Source organism: Streptomyces scabiei 87.22 (assembly GCF_000091305.1).
GTDB classification, from domain to species: domain Bacteria; phylum Actinomycetota; class Actinomycetes; order Streptomycetales; family Streptomycetaceae; genus Streptomyces; species Streptomyces scabiei.
In genome coordinates this window covers 1,034,394-1,049,811 of sequence record NC_013929.1, presented here as the reverse complement: position 1 = coordinate 1,049,811, position 15,418 = coordinate 1,034,394, and the positions used below count along the sequence as shown (strand labels likewise).

Below are 15,418 nucleotides of genomic sequence, written 5' to 3'. Positions count from 1 at the left end.
GTATGGAACAAGGATCCGCCGATGCCGTGGGCCGGTACGAACTGCACGACCTGCGTGCGGACTGCGGCAACTGCTTCGGCCTGTGCTGTGTCGCCCTGCCCTTCGCCGCCTCGGCGGACTTCGCCGTCGACAAGCCCGCGGGCAGGGCGTGCGGCAACCTCGGGGACGACTTCCGGTGCGGCATCCACACCCGGCTGCGGGCCGAGGGCTTCGGCGGCTGCACGGTCTACGACTGCTTCGGCGCCGGACAGCGGGTCTCGCAGGTCACCTTCGGGGGCGTGAGCTGGCGTGCGGGCGGCCCCGAGCACGCCCGGCGGATGTTCGACGTCTTCCCGGTCGTACGCCAGCTCCACGAGCTGCTCCGGTACCTGGCCGAGGCGCTGACGCTCCCCGCCGCCCGCCCGGTGCACGCCGACCTCCGCCGGATGCGCGCCGAGACCGAGCGGCTGGCCGGGGGAACACCCGAGGAACTGGGCGAGCTGGACGTCGCCGCGCACCGGCAGCGCGTCAACGAGCTGCTGCTCCGGGTCAGCGCCCTCATGCGCGCGGGCGCCGGACGCAAGAAGAACCGGCGCGGCGCCGACCTCATGGGCGCCCGTCTCAGGGGTGCCGATCTGCGCGGGGCGGACCTGCGCGGCGCCTACCTGATAGCGGCCGACCTCACCGGAGCCGACCTGCGCGGCGCCGATCTGATCGGCGCCGACCTCCGGGACGCCGACCTCACCGACGCGGACCTGACCGGTGCCTTCTTCCTGACCCAGCCCCAGCTCCAGTCGGCACGCGGCAGTGCCGGGACCCGGCTCCCGGCGTCACTCACCCGCCCCGGTCACTGGACGGCCTGACGGCGCCGAGGACGGCGTCGGCGGCGACGACGGAGTCCGCGGGGCGTCCGTCCCCGCGCCCGCCCGCCGCCGCACCCGCAGCCGCAGCCCGTCCGGCATCAGCGTCAGCCGCTCCACCACCCGCAGCCGGTACCCCGGCTCCGGGGTCAGCTCGTACCGGCGCAGCAGCAGGCCCAGCACCAGCGTCGCCTCGTGGAGCGCGAACTGGCGGCCGATGCAGGCCCGCGCCCCCGTGCCGAACGGCTTGAAGGTGTGCGGGGCCCGGCCGCGTACGGCCGCCGCGTCGAAGCGGTCCGGGTCGAACCGCTCCGCGTCCGCGCCCCAGACCTCCGGGTCCCGGTGCAGCATCGACGTCAGCACCAGTGCCCAGGCGCCCCGCCGCATCGGGTGGACCCCGCCCAGCACGGTGTCCTCGCGGGCCTCGCGCGAGAAGGCGGGCGCGGTCGGCCACAGCCGCAGCGCCTCGTCCAGCACCCGGCGCACGTACCGCAGCTTGGCGACCTGCTCGTAGCCGGGCCGCGCCGCGTCGCCCCACACCCGGTCCACCTCGGCGCGGGCGCGGGCGGCCAGGTCCGGGTACCGGGCGAGGTAGTGCAGGGCGAAGGACAGGGCGCCGGAGGTGGTCTCGTGCCCGGCGACCAGGAAGGTGATGACCTGGCGCCGGACGTTCTCGGCGGACAGCCGCTCGCCGGTCTCCGGGTGGGCGGTCTCCAGCATCCGGTCGAGGAGGTCGCCGTCACCGGCGCCCCGGCCACCGCCCGGGGAGCGCCGGGCCCGCACCACCGCGTCGACCGTCTCGACGAGGAACGCCATGTCCGCCCGGTTCTGCTGGGCCGCGCCCCGCAGCAGCACCGGGACCAGCGGGTCGGGGACGACGTTGCGCTGCTGTGCGTAGGTCAGGGTGCCGACCATGGCGGCGACGAACGGGTGCGGGCGGGTGCGCTCGAAGGAGCCGAAGTCGTGGCCGAAGCCGGTGCGGGCGATCGTCTCCAGGGTCAGCTTGGTCATGTCGCCGGGCACGTCCACGGCGGAGCCCGCCGTCTCCTCGCGGTCCCAGTGCTCGATCAGCCGTTCGGCGACGTCGAGCATCATCGGGTGGTAGCCGGCCATGGCCTCCCGGCCGAAGCCCGGGGCGAGGACGTCGTGCGCCAGCTGCCAGTTCGGCTCGTGGTTGTACGCGGTGAAGAGGCCGTCCCCGGCCACCGGCCGCAGGTTGGCGACCCCCACGCCCACGTGCTTGGCGAACCGGGCCTCGTCCGCCATCTCGGCCGCGAGTTCCGCGCCCCCGACGAACACGATCTCCTTGCCGAACGCCTTCCGCCGGAAGATCGGGCCGAGGCGCTGCCCGAGCCGGGTCGACTCCTGGACCGGCGTGCGCACGTTGGTGCCGAGCACGTCGCCGAGGAGGGGGATCCGGAACGGCGGGTGGGGTATCCGGTGGAGTTCGGGCCAGCCCAGCTCGGCGCTGCGGAAGCCGCTGATCGCCGTGGCCGCTGTCGTCGCCGTCATGACCACATCTCCCTCGCGCGCACGGCGTGCCCGGGGGCCGTCGCGGCTGTTGTACTCGGGTTCAATAGTGGGCCCAGTCTCGTCCCGTTGTTGAATCCACGTCAAGTAAGGTGACCGTCATGGCAGCCAGGCAGGGAGAGCGCCCGCGTCGACGCCTCAGTACCGAGGAGCGGCGGGAGCAGCTTCTGGCGGTCGGCGCCCGGCTCTTCTCGGAGAGCCCGTACGACGACGTGTGGATCGAGCAGGTAGCCGAGATCGCCGGTGTCTCCCGCGGCCTGCTCTACCACTACTTCCCGAACAAGCGGGACTTCTTCGCGGCCGTCGTGGAGCGCGAGAGCGAGCGGATGCTGCGGATCATGACGCCGGCCCCGGGCCGGTCGGCCCGTGAGCGGCTCGCCAACGGGCTCGACGCCTTCCTCGCCCATGTCGAGGAGCACGCCCACGGCTTCCGTGCCTTCCACCGGGCCGACGCCACCGGGGACCAGGCCGTGCGCAGGGTCTACCAGCGGGCGCTGGCGGTGCAGGAGGCGCAGATCCTGGCGGCGCTGGCCTCGGACGCCGAGTTCCGGGCCGCCCTCGACGGGCGGCCGGAGATGCGGCTCGCCGTGCGCGGGTGGCTGGCGTTCACCACGGCCGTCTGCCTGGAGTGGCTGCGGGGTGCGGAACTCTCCCGTGAGCAGGTGCGGGACCTGTGCGCGCGGGCGCTGTTCGGCGTGCTCACGCCCTGAACCGGGTCCTGCGGCCGGGTTCCGGGGTGCGCGGGCGGAGTGAAGAGTTTCGTGGAACGGTCCGGTGGTGGTTGGCGTACGCCCCGATCTTCGATAAGTTAGGCAAGGCTTACCTAATGGAGGTTTGGGATGGGTGACCGTCACACCTGGACGGCCGCGCCCGCCGCGGCGGAGCGTGCCCGTTCGGTGCTCGCCGCGGCGTGGTCCTGCGCGGTGACCGCCGACGGCGGCCGCGAGGAGTTCGTCGGCGCGCACGGCGTCACGGAGGACGGCCGGGTGACCCTGCGCGTCCCCGAGGACAGCACACTGGTCGCCGCCGCGATCTGCGCGCCGCGCGGCGAGCCGTCCGCCGTGCTGGAGTTCGCCGACGTGGCGCCCGTACCGGTGCGCGGCCGCATCCGGGCCCGGCTGTGGATCGCCGGCTGGTTCACGCCCGTCGACGGCGACCTGGAGTTCCGGCCCACCCGCATCGTGCTGCGCGAGCCCTCCGGCGCCGTCCTGGTCGACCCCGACGAGTTCGCCGCGGCCGAGCCCGATCCGCTGGTCACCGCCGAGGCCCGGCTGCTGGCCCACCTCGCCGACGCGCACCCCGACGCCGTCGAACGCCTCACCCGGCTCGTCCCGCACGACAGCCTGCACGGCGCCGTCCGCGTCCGGCCGCTCGCCGTCGACCGGCACGGCCTGACCCTGCGCGTCGAGCGGGCCCGCGGCGACGGCGACGTCCGCCTGACGTTCCACAAGCCCGCCGACGACCTGGCGCAGCTCACCGAGCGCATGCACGCCCTGCTCGCGCAGGCGAGCGCCGCGTCCTGCCCCCGCGCCCTACAGCGGCAGCGCACAGACGGCGACGGGTGACGCGAACGCCCCGCCCGCGCGCCGCAGTTCACCGCTGCCGGCCTCGACCCGGAAGACGCTGACGGCACTCGACCGCTGCAGCGCGGCGAACAGCAGGCCCCCGTCCGGCGACAGCGCGATCTGGCGCGGGAAGGCCCCGCCCACCGGCACGGTGTCGAGCAGCCTCAGCCGTGCGCCGTCCGCCTCCACGGCGTAGCGGGTCAGACTGTCGTGCCCCCGGTTGGCGAGATAGGCGTACGAGCCGTCCGGCGTCACGACCAGCTGCGCCGGATAGTTCGTGCCCGCTCCCGTGCCCGTGGACTGCGGGTCGCCCGGGGTGAGCCGCCCGCTGCCGGGGTCGTAGGCGCAGACCACGACCGTGTTGTCGAGCTCGTTGGCCAGATACGCGTACCGGCCCCCGGGATGGAAGGTGAGGTGCCGGGGCCCGGCGCCCGGCCTGGTGCCCGCCCGGGAGACCTCGGTGAGCGTGCCCCGGGACTCGTCCAGCCGGTAGGTGTAGACCGTGTCGGTGCCCAGGTCGACGGCGAGGACATGACCGCCGTCGGGGCTGGTGATGATCTGGTGCGCGTGCGGCCCGTCCTGCCCCGGACCCGGCGCCGGGCTGCGGTGCACCACCAGATCCGTGCGCTCGCCCAGCGCTCCCGAGTCCTCCACCGGGTGCACGGCGACGCTGCCCGAGCCGTAGTCGGCGTTCAGCAGCCACCGCCCGCCCGGGTGCACCGACAGGTGGCAGGGCGCCTCGCCGCCGCTGCTCCGGGTGCCGAGGACCCTGCGGTCGGCCAGGCGTACGGCGGTCACCCCGCCCCGCGTGCGCTCGTTCACGGCGTACAGCGTCCGGCCGTCCGGGTGCACGGCGAGATACGACGGGTCGGCGACGCCGGTGATCGTCCCCCCGCCGGTGATCCGGCCGCTCGGGACGTCGTACGTCGCCACGCCGATGCCGGTGCCGCCGCCCTCGGCCGAGGTGTAGGTGCCGATGTAGAGCGGCCGGGGCCCGGTGCGCGCCGGGGAGGGCGAGGCGGTCGCGGCCTCCGTCGCCGCCCCGGCCTCCGTCCCCGTCGAGGGGGCCGTCGGCGCGTTCGGCGCGGAGGAGGAGGCCGCTCCGGCCGGTGCGCCGGAGTCCGCGCACCCGGCCAGGGCGGCCGGTACGGCCGCTCCCGCCAGCAGCCCCAGGACACTGCGCCTGCTCCGGCCGCGCCTCGCGTCCGCCGCCTCACTCGTCATGCGTGCACCTCGGGTGTCGCCGGTCCGGTCCGTCACCACCTTGACGGGTACGGGCGCCCGCGCGCAAAGGCGGCGGCGGGCGGCGCACACCCCGCGCCGCCCGCCGCCGTCCTCGTGCCGTCCGTCGGACCGGTCTCCCTCCGGCTACCAGTCGCCGTCCCGGACGGGCTTGCCCGGCGCGTCACCGAGCGGCTTCACCTGGCCGGGAGCGGGCGCCTGCCACGGGTCGAGGTCGTCGCCGAGCCAGTCGCCGACGGGCTTCACCGTGCCGAGCGCGTCGGCCGGATCGAGATCGTGGGCGGCCCCGTCCTCGTCGTAGTAGTCGAACCACGGCAGCCCGGCCTGGGTGTACGCGGCCCGGTCCACCGGCGACGGCGGCGGGGCCTCCCCGGTGATCCGGCGCCACTCCGGCGGCGTGACCAGATGCACGAAGACCCGCCCGGCGGGCGTCTTCGCCCAGCTGCCGCGCGGCCAGGTGTCCCGGTAGACCTCCTGGCGCATCGAGCCGCCGACACCGAGTCCCATCGCGGCCTGCGCCCGGGGCGCGGCGGCGGGTGCGGCGGCCATCGGGGCCGCGGCGGGCGCCGGCGCCCCGTAGGGCGCGGGGGGAGGCATGGGCGCGCCCCCCGGGGCGGGCGCGCCGAACCCGCTGAACGGGGGCGGCGGGGGAGCCGCGCCCGGGGGAGGCATCGGGACGGCGCCCGGCGGCGGCATCGGCACCTGGCCCGTGCCGGCGAAGAGGCCCCCACCGCCGACCAGACCGATCGACGTCTCCTGCTCGGCGCGCCGCCGCTCCTCCCGCCGCCACACGGCGAGCTGCTCGTCGTTCAGCGGGAACGACTGCAGCTGGACCCCGCCGAACACCTCCTCGCCGGTGACCTGGCCCTCGACCGTGGCGCCGAGCCCGAGCGGGACGGCCACGAACTGCTTCACCGTGCCCTTGCCGGAGTTGATGCCGTCGAGCCACGGCTGGCGGGGCACGACCACGTAGTTCTGCGGGTCGCGCGCGAGGGTGCCGCTCCACGGCTTGCCCGACACCGCGCACACCTTGCCCACGCCGACCTGGAGCGCGGCCGGTTCGGTGCAGCCGCCGAAGTGCAGCCACATGGCCTCGCGCAGATACACGGGGAGCATCACCCCGCCCCGCGCCCGCATCTCCGCGGACACGGTCTGCGGATAGTCCTCCACCCGCCGGATCGGGAAGTCGCCCAGACCGGGCGGGAGCGGGTGGGTGCCCGTCTCCGGCAGCCGCAGGGTGCGCTGGAAGCGCACCCGCACCCCTCCCGGCAGACACAGCGTCGTCCCGTCGATCCGCACGGTGCCTTCGGCCATTCCGTACGCTCCCCTCGATCTCGCGTGGTGCCTCGTCGTTCGGTACGACGTCACCCGGTACGACCGGTAGCACGTCCGGCGGGGCCGGAGCGGTTCCGCCGCAGGGGGTGCGGGATGCGGCGCGCGCGGTCGCGCAGGCGCGTGAGCCGGGGGGAGCGCTCGCGCTGTTCGCGGGTGCAGCGGTCGAGTTCCTCCAGCAGCCTCTTGGAGCGGTGCTCGGTGTCCAGTTCGTCCAGGATGCGATTGACCTCCGTCAGGACGGCGCCGTGCAGCTGCCACTGGCGGGCGTCCCGCTGGACCTCTTCGAGGAGGAGCTGGGCGAGCTTGTCGCGGGTCGCGGTGGCCGCCGACAGCTCGGCGGTGAGCCGGTCCTCCGCGGACTCGGCACTGGTGCTGACGTCGGTCGTCACCAGCACCGCGAAGCTGACCACGGCGTCGCCGATCTCGGCGAGCAGCTGTTCGACGGCGGCTCCCACCGGGGCGACGAACAGCGGATCCGGCTCCCGTTCCTTGGCCAGGTCGGTCAGGGTGCGGGCCAGCACCCGCAGGACCACCGTGCAGATCTCCAGGGTGTCCAGTCCGGTGCGCAGCACGACCCGGTTCAGCAGCCCCTCCCGTACGCGCGGATTGAGCTTCAGGCTGTCCTCGGCCTGCTTGAGGGCCGCGTCGACCTCCACGATGTCGAAGTCGAGTTCCCGTGCCTCGTGGAGCCGGGCCGCCGCGGCCTCCGCCGGGGTGTGGCCCGCGGCCTCCTCGCCGACGCGGATCATCAGCCGCCGCATCCGCCGGGCCAGGTCCTCGATGGACTCACCGGCGGCCTCCACCCACACCGGGGGAGCGAGCAGCAGGTTGAAGGCGAGTCCGACGCCCGCGCCGATCAGTGTCTCCAGCACCCGGTCCCACGCCGTGTCGCCGACCCGGGTCACCCCGAGCACCAGCATCGCGCTGATCGCCACCTCGGGCACGAACTCGCTGACCCGCACCGCGTGTCCCACCGCGAGCGAGGCCAGGATGATCAGGGCGAGGCTCCACCAGGTGAGGCCCACGAGGACACTGAAACCGATGGCGACGACCACCCCGGCGATCACCGAGTTCACCCGCCGGACGCCCATGACCAGGGTGGAGTAGAGGGTCACCTGCACGACGAGGAGGGCGGTCAGGGGTGCCGTCAGCGGCGCCGGCTCCGAACTGAGCTGCAGCGCCACCACGTAGGCCACCGTGGCGGCCGCCGTCGACCGCACCGCCTGCACGATCACCGGGTCCTGCCGCCATTTGGCGACCCTCGTGCCGATCAGGTCCCACACACCACGTACGTCTCGCATCCTTGCGCTGTTCCCGCTCCGGGGCTCCACCGAACTCCCGACCGGGGACGGCAGTCCCCCGGGTGACCTGGCAGGAGGGCCGGGAGGCGGCCCCGGGGCGGCTCCCGCGGCCCGCCTCAGTCGTACAGCTTGTCCAGGAACGCGGAGAGATTGCCCACCGTCCGGGCTATCTGCTGCTCCGTGCTGAGGGTCTCCTCGAAGCGGCTCCCCGTGTCGAGCGCCTTCCTGCCCCGTACATACAGCGAACAGGCCAGGTCGGCGCACATGTAGAGCCCCACGGAGTTCCCCTCGCGCCCGGCCGCGCCGGCCTTGCGCGCCGTCATCAGCGAGACACCGCCGCCCCGGTGGGTCGTCAGGCACAGCGAGCACATGCTCCGGTGCAGAAAGCCGCGCCGCTCGGTCGGCAGACGCAGGGTGACACCGGCCGGCCGTCCCGCCCGCTCGGTCACGAGGTAGCTGCGGTCGGGCGCGCCCGGGTCCCGCCAGCCGAGGAAGTCCAGGTCGTCCCACGGCCGTCGCTCCAGATCACGAGGGAGCGAGATCCGCTTCGCCTCGCCCTTGGAGCAGTTGACGAACGAACCGCGGATGTCCTGCTCGGTGAGGGGCTTCATGGGGTGTCCTCCGGGGGAGTCGCGTCTCAGGAACCTAGGGATACTAGGTTTTCGCCTAAACTACTCGCACCTCTGACGGGAGGCCAATGGATTTGGCAGAGTGGGCCCGTCGGCCGTGCGGCCGGACGGGACGAGGGGGGACACGGGTGGACGAGGGAGAGCGGGCGCGGCTGGTCCTGGCGGGGGCGGGGCTGGCGCCCGAAAGCCTCGCCGAACGGCTGCCGCTCGGCGGCGGCACGTACAACACGGTGGAGGAGCTGCGCCTGACCGACGGCACCCGGCTGATCCTCAAGATCCCCCCGCCGTCCACCACGCCCCGCCTGGCCTACGAGAGCGAACTCCTCGGCGCCGAGGCCGAGTTCTGCCGGGCCGCCGCGACCGTCGGCGTCCCCGCCCCCCGGGTGGTCGCCGCGGCCCTCGACGAGTCGGCCCCGGCCGGCCGGCATCTCCTGCTCACCCACTGCCCGGGCGGCGACTGGGGCGCCCTGGAGCCCGCCCAAAAGGGCCCGGTGCGCCGGGAACTGGGCGGGCTGGTGGCCCGCCTCCACCGGGTGACCGGCCCCGGCTTCGGCTACCCGTCCGGCACGTTCGGTCCCCTCGCCGCCGACTGGCGCACCGCCTTCGCCGCGATCTACGACGGCGTGCTCGCCGACGCCCGCCGCTTCCGTGCCTGGCTGCCCCTGCCCGTGGACGAGGTGGCCCGCACGGCGCGGACCGCGTACGACGCCCTCGACGACGTGACCGTGCCACGCCTGGTCCACTTCGACCTGTGGCAGGGCAACATCCTCGTCGAGCCCGGGCGGACCCCGCGCGTCGGCGGCCTGATCGACGGTGAGCGCATGTTCTGGGGCGACCCGGTCGCGGATCTCGTCTCGCTCGCGCTGCTCGACGACATCCGGCGGGACGACGACTTCCTGACCGGCTACCAGGAGACCGGCGGCGAGATCGACTTCACGCCGTCGGCCCGCCGTCGCTACGCCCTCTACCGCAGCTACCTCTACCTGATCATGCTGGTCGAGGTGGTGCCGCGTGCCCTGGACGACGGGGACGTCGCCTGGCGACGGGAGTCGGTGGCGCCGCGTCTCACGGCGGCCCTGGAGGAGCTGCGCGCCCTGTCCTGACCGCACGGACCGCGACGGTCCCGGGTTTGTGCCGATCACACCGTGGTACCCGCGTGCGGCGCGCCGACGGAAACAGGAACGCGTGCGGCGCACCACCGGAGCGGGAAGGAGCACGCCGTGACCGATCACCGGCTGGAGGGTCCCGGCGAGCACCCGGACCCCGTACCGAGGGACATGCCCGATCAGCAGGCGCACGAGGGCGAGGACCCGTGGGAGGTGGCCCCGGGCCGCGCCGGCGGCGACGAGCGGGACGGGGGCCGGGCGGGGGAGGACGCCGACGTGCCCGACACGGACGAGGCCGGTACCGGCCGCCAGGGGGAGGCGCGATCGGGCGCCGTCCATCCCGAACAGCCCGTACCCGACGAGCCGTCCGGCTGACGGGCTCCTCGCGGGGCCGCGGGCCGGACGCATCGGCCCGCTCTCTCGCACCTCGCGAAGGGTCCCGTGGAACTCGGCGCCTCCCCGGTGGGACCCGGGGAGGCGCCGTCATGTCGCCGGACCGTCCGCAGGGCCGCGGGGCGGTCGGCGCGGTCAGCCGACCTTCCGCCCCCGGAGCGGTTCGGTGTCCGCCCCGGCGCCCTGCCGCAGCCCCTCCAGGAACTCCTCCAGCACCTCCACCGCGGTGCGCTCCGGGCGCCAGCGCAGCTCGTCACGGGCCTTGGAACAGTCCATCAGCGGCAGCCGCAGCACCGCGTCGAAGAGGTGCGGGGAGGCGGGCAGCAGCCGCAGGTTCCACGCGGCGGCGACCGCGGAGCGGACCGCGGCCCGGGGCAGCCTGACCGGACGGGAACCCAGCACCTCGCTGAGCAGCGCCGCGTCCACGGGCGGCTCCGCCGCGAGGTTGAAGGCGCCGCGGGCCTCGCCGTGCAGCGCCAGCACATAGGCCCGGGCGGCGTCGTCGGTGTGCAGGGTCTGCACCCTCAGCCCGGGAATGTCGGGCAGGAACGGCAGCAGCTCCGGCCGCGCGAGCGGCCCCGGCAGGAACCGCCCGCCGAAGATACGGCGCTGCTCGCTCGCCGACTCCCGTTTGAAGAGGAACGCGGGCCGCATCCGCACCACCCGCACCCCGGGATGCTCGTGCTCGAAGGAGTCCAGGGCCCGCTCCAGATAAGCCTTCTCCCGGCAGTAGGCGGCGTCCGGCCAGCCGTGGGTGGGCCACGACTCGTCCACCGCGCGGTCCTTCGGCCCCGGTGAGTAGGCGCCGACCGACGAGGCGTGGATCAGCGTCGGCACCTTGGCCGCCGCCACCGCCTCGAACACCCGGATGCTGCCCAGCACATTGGTCCGCCACGTCGAGGCCGGGTCGTGCGTGGGCTGGAACGCCCAGGCGAGATGGACGACCGCGGACGCCCCCTCGAACTCCTTCACCAGATCGGTCTGCTCGGCCCCCAGGTCCACGGCCGACCAGTCCGTCTTCGCCGGTGCCATGTCGGGGACCCGACGGGCCAGCCCCCGCACCTCACCGACCCGCTCGTCCTCCGCGAGCAGCCGCACCAGACTCGTCCCCACATTGCCGGTGGCCCCCGTGACCACGACCCTGCCGCCGGATTCTCCGTTCACCGCTGACTCCCCTCGCGCGCTTCGTCCCTCCAGGGCCGCCCACGAGTACCCGGGCCCCGCGGAAGCACGCGGTCATATCCGGACACACCGCCCGTCCGGTCGAGCGCGTCGGTGCGGCCGGGAGGAATCCGGCGCCCGGACGGCGCGGAACGAGCCGGAGCAAGAGGAAAGCCCCGACCGGGACGGGGGAATCGCGGTCGGGGCGGTCTGTGCGTGGGTGCGGACGGCGGTCGCCTCTCGGCGAAAGGCTCCACAGGGCTTCAGCCGAACGATCGTCCCTGTGGGCAAAAGGTGAGGCCCGGGGACACTGTCCCGTCCACACCCACGGTTGGTTCAACGGGAAAGTACCAGGGGGTGTTCCCTGCGTATCCGGACATTGCCGGTGATCTGCGTCACGTGCCGCAAGCCCGGCCGGAGCACCTGTCACCAGGTCATTCCTCCCGCCCGAGCGGACTCTCCTCCAGTGCGGCCAGCAGATGGGCGGGATTGCGGAACACCGCCTCCGCACCGGCCGCCTCCAGCTCGATCCTCGGGACGCCGCCGCAGAGCACCGCCACACAGCGCACCCCCGCCCGGACGCCCGCCCGCATGTCCCAGACCGTGTCCCCGACGAACACCGACTCCTCCGCCCGCGCGCCCGCCAGCTCCAGGGCCTGCTCGACCGGATCCGGCGCGGGCTTGCCCTCGGCGACGTCGTCCGCGCTGGTCGTCGCCGTGATGGCGTCGTCGGCCCCGATCGCCCGCCGTAGCGCGGCCAGCTCCGGTCCGCCCGCCGAGGTCGCCAGCACCACGCTCCAGCCCCGGTCGGCGAGCCGCCGCAGCAGCCGCCCGGCGTCCGGCAGCGCGGGCAGACGGTCGACGTACGTCCCGTACAACGCCTTGTGCGCCGCGCTCAGCGCGTCCTTCTCCCGCGGATCGCGTTCCTCACCCAGCAGATGCGTGATCAGATCACCGGACGGCAGTCCCACCGCCCGGTGCACGTCGTGCATGGACACCTGATGGCCGCCCTGCCGGAACGCCTCCCACCAGGAGACGACGTGCAGATGATTGGTGTCGACCAGGGTCCCGTCGACATCGAACACAGCAGCCCTGCTCATCGGCTCACCTTCCTGATTCCTGGAACATTCCCGGAGACCGCCCGCCTGCCCCGGACTGCCGTGGCCTAGGCATCCACGGCCCCCACCCGACCGGGAGCCTCCCGTTCCCGGGCCCACCCCAGAAGCTCCTCCACCCCCCAGGTGGTCACCACCCGCTCCGCCGGCACCCCGCACTCCTCGGCGCGCGCGCATCCGTGGACCTGCCAGGTCAACTGCCCCGGCGCGTGCGCGTCCGTGTCGATGGAGAACAGCGCGCCCGCCGCCACGGCGGCCCGTACCAGCCGCCGCGGCGGGTCCAGCCGCTCGGGCCGGGAGTTGATCTCCACCGCTGTCCCCGTCTCCGCGCACGCCGCGAACACCGCCTCCGCGTCGAACTCCGACTCGGGGCGCCCCCGCCCGGTGACCAGCCGCCCCGTGCAGTGCCCCAGCACGTCCGAGTGCGGGTCGCGGACGGCGGCGACCATGCGCCGGGTCATCGCCCGCGCGTCCATCCGCAGCTTGGAGTGCACGGACACCACCACCACGTCGAGCCGCTCCAGCAGCTCCGGCTCCTGGTCCAGCGAACCGTCGTCGAGGATGTCGCACTCGATGCCGGTGAGCAGCCGGAACGGCGCCCACGTCTCGTTCAGCGCGGCCACCACGTCGAGCTGCTCCCGCAACCGCTCCGGGGACAGGCCCCGGGCGACGGTCAGCCGGGGGGAGTGGTCCGTGAGCACCGCCCACTCGTGGCCCAGGCGCGCGGCGGTGCGGCCCATCTCCTCGATCGGGCTGCCGCCGTCCGACCAGTCCGAGTGCACATGGCAGTCGCCCCTGATCAGCGCCCTCAGCCCGGTGCCGGCACCACCCTCCGTGAGCGGGGCCTCGGCCCCCTGCTCCAGCTTGCGCAGATAGCCCGGCACCTCACCGGCCAGCGCCTCGCGCGCCACCTGCGCGGTCCTGGGCCCGACCCCCTTCAGCGCCTCCAGCGAGCCCGCCGCCGCCCGCTCGGCCAGCTCCCGCGCCGACAGCGCCCCGAGCACGGCCGCGGCCGTCCGGAACGCGCGGACGCGATAGGTGGGGGCCCGGTCCCGCTCCAGCAGGAAAGCGATCCGGTCCAGGGCCTCGACGGGATCCATGGCACCTCCAGCCTTCCGCTTCCAGCGTCGCCCAGCCACCGGGTACCCGCACGGCGGCCGGAACCGATCTACGCTGTGGACATGACCGAAAGCGCGAGCCCCTACATTTCCCACCCCCGGGTCATGGTGCTCGGGGTGCAGCCCGGTACACCGCCGTTCCGGATCGTGGAGATCGACGGCGAGGTGGTCGGCGAGGCGAGGACCTTGACCGACGTCCTCCAGGCCGCGGCGGCCCACGGCGTCGTCGTCCACGACCTGGACGACCCCGACGAGGTCCGCTGGGTGGGCGGCGACAAACTCACTTGGAGGCCGCGCTAGCGCTTCCGCGGCGGCGGCCCACCCGCAGACGCTGTGCCCAGGCGCGGCCGGACGCGGACTTCCGCTGCGCGGGCGACTTCCTGCGCTGTGCGGGCGCCCGGCGCGGGGCCGGCGCGGCCTTGGGCTCGCGCGGGGGGCGGGCGTGCACGGCCCGGCCGAGCCGCCGGCCCAGCAGCAGATAGCCCAGCAGCGCGCCCGTCGTGTTGAGGATGACGTCATCGATGTCGAACGCACGTCCGGTGACGAGCGCGCCCTGCACCAGCTCGACCAGCAGCATCACCACCGCGGTCAGCGCGGGGACCCGCAGCAGACCGCGCGCCCCGGGCGCCAGCACCGGCAGCAGGAGGCCGAACGGCACCCCCAGCAGGATGTTCCCGCCGACCTGCTTCAGCGCGTCGCGCGGGTCGGGGTGGTGCCAGTAGAGCTGCAGCGAGCTGCCCGGAGTGAGGTTGCTGTGGGTGAGCGCCTCCGACGCCGGGGACGGCTGGAGGGTGAGCCCGGCCAGAACCACGCCGAACGCCACCATGGCCATGAAGGCCAGTGCCATCGCCAGCAGCCGCAGGGGCAGCGGGAGCGGCCGGCGTTCGCGCGCGGACGCCGGAGCACGGCGCCCGGAGGTGGTGGAACCGGAACGTGCCGTGGTGCCGGCCATGCGACCCTCCCGTTGTCAACTGCCCTCTGTCCCCAAGCTGTTACCCCTGAAGCGGTCCTCGATTCCCATCCGGACGACGTGTGCGGGAAGCGGTCCGCGCGATCCCGCGGGTTTCCCCTCGTCCGCCCTGGGCACTCCGGGCTGGGAGTGACAGGGACCCGCTCCCGTTCGAGGGGTGCTGGGGAGGCACCCGGGAGCGGGAGCGTGTGGGAGGGCGCGCACGTGCGTGGGCGGCGGTCGATTCCGCGTACGGCGCGCCCTCCCCGAACCGGGGGAGGACGCGGACCCGCGGGCGGACGACGTCAGGACCCGTAGGTCACCTTCACCTCCTCGAAACCGAGGGACTTCAGGAGCCCTTCGAGCATGTCGGTGGTGTTGGCCTCGGCGCGGTCCGTGAGCCTGCTGTCCTTCGCGGCGTCCCCGATGTGCTTGACGGCCAGCCGCTGCACGGCCTGTTCGCCGTTGGGGTTGTCGGAGAACATGTCGCCCAGCCGGTCGAGCAGCCCGCGCTGCTTGGAGACGGCGTAGGAGTGCTCGGTGTCGAGGGCGGGCTTGCCCAGCCGTGCGTGCGGCAGGTTGATGGTGGCCGACGTACGGTCCTTGTCGATCTTCACGTCGTCGTCGCCGACCTTGCCGAGGTCCACATAGGCGTCGACGGTGCCCGCGCCGACGTAGAGCGTGCGGGTGCCGCGGATCGCGTCGGGCAGGTACTTGGCGTCCTTCTCCAGGTCCACGACCACCTGGAAGTTGCCCGAGGCGGCGTCGTACCGGCTCATGTCCTGGATGGACTTCAGGAGTGTGGGCCCCGAGCGGTCGTGCTCCTCGGTGCCGAACACGTCCTTCAGTCCCCCGAAGACCAGCATCCGCAGCGCGGCCAGCAGCACCACGATCAGAACGACCACGGCGGCGAGCAGCTTGGCCCAGCCGGGCAGGCGGGTGCGCTTGATGGACGTCGTCATTCGACGGCCCTCCTTCCTCTTTCAACGAATGCCCTCAAAGACCCCGGGGGAACGCCGAGTTGGTGTTTGTCCGCAATCGTCCACGGCTCGTGGGTGCGGCCGGCCGGGCGTCCGTATCGGATCGGCGTTCACGGGCCGGCCAGTAGCATGAGCCGCGCAACCCGTAATGATCA

General features: G+C 73.9%; 16 protein-coding genes. 6 read left to right on the top strand and 10 right to left on the bottom strand.

Annotated features, from left to right (window positions below):
* Positions 1–2: 2 nt before the first annotated feature.
* Positions 3–842 (top strand): pentapeptide repeat-containing protein, encoded by an 840-nt coding sequence (locus SCAB_RS04400; RefSeq protein WP_012998845.1) that lies wholly within the window; start codon positions 3–5, stop codon positions 840–842.
* Here SCAB_RS04400 and SCAB_RS04395 read toward each other — a convergent pair.
* The gene (locus SCAB_RS04395) at positions 810–2,351 is read right to left on the bottom strand and encodes a cytochrome P450 (RefSeq protein WP_012998844.1); all 1,542 of its coding nucleotides are present in this window, start codon (positions 2,349–2,351) and stop codon (positions 810–812) included. The two genes, SCAB_RS04400 and SCAB_RS04395, sit on opposite strands and share 33 nt — an antisense overlap.
* A 119-nt stretch (positions 2,352–2,470) precedes the next feature.
* Here SCAB_RS04395 and SCAB_RS04390 point away from each other — a divergent pair, with 119 nt between their 5' ends.
* On the top strand, positions 2,471–3,079 hold the full coding sequence (locus tag SCAB_RS04390; RefSeq protein ID WP_012998843.1) for a TetR/AcrR family transcriptional regulator: 609 nt from the start codon (positions 2,471–2,473) through the stop codon (positions 3,077–3,079).
* 129 nt (positions 3,080–3,208) lie between these two features.
* Entirely contained in the window at positions 3,209–3,934 is a 726-nt protein-coding gene (locus SCAB_RS04385; protein ID WP_012998842.1) for a DUF2470 domain-containing protein, read from the top strand.
* Here the strand turns inward: SCAB_RS04385 and SCAB_RS04380 are convergent.
* The 4 genes from SCAB_RS04380 to SCAB_RS04365 form a co-directional block, all read right to left on the bottom strand.
* Positions 3,902–5,158, bottom strand: coding sequence for a lactonase family protein (locus SCAB_RS04380; protein ID WP_037726790.1), 1,257 nt, complete (start codon positions 5,156–5,158; stop codon positions 3,902–3,904). The genes SCAB_RS04385 and SCAB_RS04380 overlap by 33 nt on opposite strands.
* A 144-nt stretch (positions 5,159–5,302) precedes the next feature.
* Complete coding sequence (locus SCAB_RS04375) at positions 5,303–6,490, bottom strand: hypothetical protein (protein ID WP_012998840.1); 1,188 nt, start codon at positions 6,488–6,490, stop codon at positions 5,303–5,305.
* Positions 6,491–6,540: 50 nt separating this feature from the next.
* On the bottom strand, positions 6,541–7,812 hold the full coding sequence (locus SCAB_RS04370; RefSeq protein WP_012998839.1) for an aromatic acid exporter family protein: 1,272 nt from the start codon (positions 7,810–7,812) through the stop codon (positions 6,541–6,543).
* Between the two features lie 116 nt (positions 7,813–7,928).
* On the bottom strand, positions 7,929–8,423 hold the full coding sequence (locus tag SCAB_RS04365) for an FBP domain-containing protein (protein ID WP_012998838.1): 495 nt from the start codon (positions 8,421–8,423) through the stop codon (positions 7,929–7,931).
* Positions 8,424–8,569: 146 nt separating this feature from the next.
* Between SCAB_RS04365 and SCAB_RS04360 the strand changes: the two genes are divergently transcribed.
* Together SCAB_RS04360 and SCAB_RS04355 are read left to right on the top strand one after the other, a co-directional pair.
* A complete protein-coding gene (locus tag SCAB_RS04360) occupies positions 8,570–9,544 on the top strand; it encodes a phosphotransferase family protein (RefSeq protein WP_012998837.1) in 975 nt (324 codons plus the stop codon).
* Between the two features lie 117 nt (positions 9,545–9,661).
* Positions 9,662–9,922: a hypothetical protein gene (locus tag SCAB_RS04355; protein ID WP_012998836.1), complete on the top strand. Its 261-nt coding sequence runs from the start codon at positions 9,662–9,664 to the stop codon at positions 9,920–9,922.
* 153 nt (positions 9,923–10,075) lie between these two features.
* Here SCAB_RS04355 and SCAB_RS04350 read toward each other — a convergent pair whose 3' ends face one another.
* The 3 genes from SCAB_RS04350 to SCAB_RS04340 all read right to left on the bottom strand — a co-directional run bounded on the left by SCAB_RS04350 (position 10,076) and on the right by SCAB_RS04340 (position 13,316).
* Positions 10,076–11,104 (bottom strand): SDR family oxidoreductase, encoded by a 1,029-nt coding sequence (locus SCAB_RS04350; RefSeq protein ID WP_012998835.1) that lies wholly within the window; start codon positions 11,102–11,104, stop codon positions 10,076–10,078.
* Positions 11,105–11,535: 431 nt separating this feature from the next.
* Entirely contained in the window at positions 11,536–12,201 is a 666-nt protein-coding gene (locus SCAB_RS04345) for an HAD family hydrolase (RefSeq protein ID WP_012998834.1), read from the bottom strand.
* 65 nt (positions 12,202–12,266) lie between these two features.
* Positions 12,267–13,316: a PHP domain-containing protein gene (locus tag SCAB_RS04340; RefSeq protein WP_012998833.1), complete on the bottom strand. Its 1,050-nt coding sequence runs from the start codon at positions 13,314–13,316 to the stop codon at positions 12,267–12,269.
* An 81-nt stretch (positions 13,317–13,397) separates the two neighbouring features.
* Here SCAB_RS04340 and SCAB_RS04335 point away from each other — a divergent pair, with 81 nt between their 5' ends.
* Complete coding sequence (locus SCAB_RS04335; RefSeq protein ID WP_037727035.1) at positions 13,398–13,634, top strand: hypothetical protein; 237 nt, start codon at positions 13,398–13,400, stop codon at positions 13,632–13,634.
* Here SCAB_RS04335 and SCAB_RS04330 read toward each other — a convergent pair.
* Both SCAB_RS04330 and SCAB_RS04325 read right to left on the bottom strand, forming a co-directional pair.
* A complete protein-coding gene (locus SCAB_RS04330; protein ID WP_012998831.1) occupies positions 13,615–14,286 on the bottom strand; it encodes a VanZ family protein in 672 nt (223 codons plus the stop codon). The genes SCAB_RS04335 and SCAB_RS04330 overlap by 20 nt on opposite strands.
* Positions 14,287–14,588: 302 nt before the next feature.
* Positions 14,589–15,245 carry a DUF4230 domain-containing protein gene (locus tag SCAB_RS04325; protein WP_012998830.1) on the bottom strand — a complete coding sequence of 219 codons (657 nt, stop codon included), beginning with the start codon at positions 15,243–15,245 and terminating at the stop codon, positions 14,589–14,591.
* Positions 15,246–15,418: the final 173 nt, after the last annotated feature.

What these genes read in the sequence shown, in the direction of transcription:
- SCAB_RS04370 (WP_012998839.1), bottom strand. Translation starts at nt 7,812, where the DNA reads ATGCGAGACGTACGTGGTGTGTGGGACCTGATCGGCACGAGGGTCGCC.
- SCAB_RS04330 (WP_012998831.1), bottom strand. Translation starts at nt 14,286, where the DNA reads ATGGCCGGCACCACGGCACGTTCCGGTTCCACCACCTCCGGGCGCCGT.
- SCAB_RS04390 (WP_012998843.1), top strand. Translation starts at nt 2,471, where the DNA reads ATGGCAGCCAGGCAGGGAGAGCGCCCGCGTCGACGCCTCAGTACCGAG.
- SCAB_RS04345 (WP_012998834.1), bottom strand. Translation starts at nt 12,201, where the DNA reads ATGAGCAGGGCTGCTGTGTTCGATGTCGACGGGACCCTGGTCGACACC.
- SCAB_RS04400 (WP_012998845.1), top strand. Translation starts at nt 3, where the DNA reads ATGGAACAAGGATCCGCCGATGCCGTGGGCCGGTACGAACTGCACGAC.
- SCAB_RS04335 (WP_037727035.1), top strand. Translation starts at nt 13,398, where the DNA reads ATGACCGAAAGCGCGAGCCCCTACATTTCCCACCCCCGGGTCATGGTG.
- SCAB_RS04375 (WP_012998840.1), bottom strand. Translation starts at nt 6,490, where the DNA reads ATGGCCGAAGGCACCGTGCGGATCGACGGGACGACGCTGTGTCTGCCG.
- SCAB_RS04325 (WP_012998830.1), bottom strand. Translation starts at nt 15,245, where the DNA reads ATGACGACGTCCATCAAGCGCACCCGCCTGCCCGGCTGGGCCAAGCTG.
- SCAB_RS04365 (WP_012998838.1), bottom strand. Translation starts at nt 8,423, where the DNA reads ATGAAGCCCCTCACCGAGCAGGACATCCGCGGTTCGTTCGTCAACTGC.
- SCAB_RS04380 (WP_037726790.1), bottom strand. Translation starts at nt 5,158, where the DNA reads ATGACGAGTGAGGCGGCGGACGCGAGGCGCGGCCGGAGCAGGCGCAGT.
- SCAB_RS04395 (WP_012998844.1), bottom strand. Translation starts at nt 2,351, where the DNA reads ATGACGGCGACGACAGCGGCCACGGCGATCAGCGGCTTCCGCAGCGCC.
- SCAB_RS04340 (WP_012998833.1), bottom strand. Translation starts at nt 13,316, where the DNA reads ATGGATCCCGTCGAGGCCCTGGACCGGATCGCTTTCCTGCTGGAGCGG.
- SCAB_RS04385 (WP_012998842.1), top strand. Translation starts at nt 3,209, where the DNA reads ATGGGTGACCGTCACACCTGGACGGCCGCGCCCGCCGCGGCGGAGCGT.